Origin of the sequence: Paenibacillus ihumii (assembly GCF_001403875.1) — a bacterium.
Classification (GTDB): Bacteria; Bacillota; Bacilli; order Paenibacillales; family Paenibacillaceae; genus Fontibacillus; species Fontibacillus ihumii.
Window position 1 is genome coordinate 1 of the sequence record NZ_LN884288.1, and the last position, 1,787, is coordinate 1,787.

The 1,787-nt window shown below is 42.4% G+C and carries 3 protein-coding genes; 1 reads left to right on the forward strand and 2 read right to left on the reverse strand.

Going from position 1 to position 1,787, the window contains the following annotated elements:
- Positions 1 to 301: 301 nt before the first annotated feature.
- On the reverse strand, positions 302 to 1,009 hold the full coding sequence (locus BN2762_RS00005; protein ID WP_055105035.1) for a class D sortase: 708 nt from the start codon (positions 1,007 to 1,009) through the stop codon (positions 302 to 304).
- A gap of 102 nt (positions 1,010 to 1,111) precedes the next feature.
- On the reverse strand, positions 1,112 to 1,348 hold the full coding sequence (locus BN2762_RS28270; protein WP_392391548.1) for an LPXTG cell wall anchor domain-containing protein: 237 nt from the start codon (positions 1,346 to 1,348) through the stop codon (positions 1,112 to 1,114).
- Here BN2762_RS28270 and BN2762_RS27420 point away from each other — a divergent pair.
- On the forward strand, positions 1,347 to 1,757 hold the full coding sequence (locus BN2762_RS27420; protein ID WP_055105036.1) for a hypothetical protein: 411 nt from the start codon (positions 1,347 to 1,349) through the stop codon (positions 1,755 to 1,757). The genes BN2762_RS28270 and BN2762_RS27420 overlap by 2 nt on opposite strands.
- Positions 1,758 to 1,787: the final 30 nt, after the last annotated feature.

A 1,787-nucleotide genomic window follows, 5' to 3' on the forward strand; every position in this document is an offset into this window, starting at 1 on the left:
AATAAGCTGATTAAGCTCATTTTGAATCTGACGAGATCAGATTTGCATCTGACTCTATTATTTAGATTTCACTTCCGTGAAACCCGCTCACTCGTTGTTCAGTTTTCAAAGATCAACTTCGTTTTTTTGTGTGTCGCCGTTGTTTCAGTGACAACTCTTATAATATAACATATCCTCTTCTAAATAGCAAGTCTTTTTTTCGAAGATTATGAATTGCTTTCTATTTAGAGCACCGCTCGAAGCGGTATTAATTAATATATCAGAAATCATCCGCAAAAACAATTGGAAAATTACGGACTACCTATAAAGTTGAAACATCCTTTAACTTAGCCTTCACAATTAGCCGATGCGTCGGATTATTTATTGGCTCGCATGTAATTAATGTTAGAATTGCTTGTTCGTTTCCCTCTCTTTTTAAAACTGAAACATCCGTAGGCTTGACTACTGAAATTTTTTCGGCCTCATATACATAAGCTTTACTTCCGACCTCGATCCGAATCTCGTCGCCGACCTCAATCTCATTGAGCCGATTAAACAGCCTTCCTTTGGTTCTCGCCCGGTGAGCAGCAATGGCTGCATTGCCGGGCTCTCCTAGAGCATCCGTTTCTTTAAGATGGGCTGCGGCATATTTCATATTCTTTTTGGTAGCTCCCTCTAGTACGGGAAGATTAAGCTTTATTTTTTCAATCTTAATAACAGCTATTGCTTTTGGTTCATTTGGTCCTTGGTTGGTAACTGTACTTTTCTCCACAGCATGTGTTTCTTCAACTAAAATATGATCATTTACTTCCTCAGTTAAAAACGATTCATCCAGAATACGTGAAGCATCCCTGTATTCCATTAGTAGCTTTCGCTCCGCAGTCGCATCATCGTCTTCAATATCAGCATTACTCTCTATGCCTTGCAAAAGCTCATCAGTTTGAGCATTTTCATAATACTCATTAGCTTTGGGGTACAGCATGATAAGTAAACCTAGCATAATTAATGTATAGGAAATGAATTTTTTCATATTAACTCTCCTTCAACCTAAGAGGCGACTATTCATATGCAATTGCAACAACTAATCATAATGAAGAAGTAAGGAGGATTACCTCCTTACTTCAAGAGCCGCTTAACTTGATTTTTTGCCTTTTCTTCTAAAAATAAACCCTACAATCGCAGTTCCAAGGCCAGCAATATAATACGGCAAAGAGCTGGTTTCTCCAGTTTTAGGCAGCGTCTTTAAGGATACTTCTTCAATATCATCCGTATTATCTGGCTGATCAGAAGGCGGCTGATCATCTGGATCGGTATCCGGTAATAATATATCGGAGATTGGCTCTATTGTTGGAGATGGCGTTGGACTTATGCTCGGAGTTGCACTAGAACTTGGTGTCGGTGTTGGAGCGGGGCTTGGCGACGCCGACGGTGTCGGGGTAGGAGATGGCGTTGGCCTCCAGACATATCCACCGGAACTTGATGATGGCGTAGAAGTAGGGCTCGGAGTTGGCGTTGGTGTTGGCCCTGGTGTTGATGTTGGTTCTGGTGTCGATGTTGGTCCTGGTGTTGAGGTTGGCTCTGGTGTCGATGTTGGTTCTGGCGTTGGTGTTGGTTCTGGCGTTGATGTTGGTTCTGGTGTCGATGTTGGTTCCGGTGTTGGGGTTGGTTCTGGCGTTGATGTTGGTCCTGGTGTTGAGGTTGGCTCTGGTGTTGAAGTTGGTTCTGGGGTTGGCGGTGGCACTGTTGTTGATGTTGGTCTGTCTCTTCTACACATCTAGATGTGTATAAGAGACAGGCATCAATCTGTT

Bases quoted from the DNA above. Each gene is read 5' to 3' on its own strand.
- BN2762_RS00005 (WP_055105035.1), bottom strand. From the start codon at position 1,009: ATGAAAAAATTCATTTCCTATACATTAATTATGCTAGGTTTACTTATC.
- BN2762_RS27420 (WP_055105036.1), top strand. From the start codon at position 1,347: ATGCTCGGAGTTGCACTAGAACTTGGTGTCGGTGTTGGAGCGGGGCTT.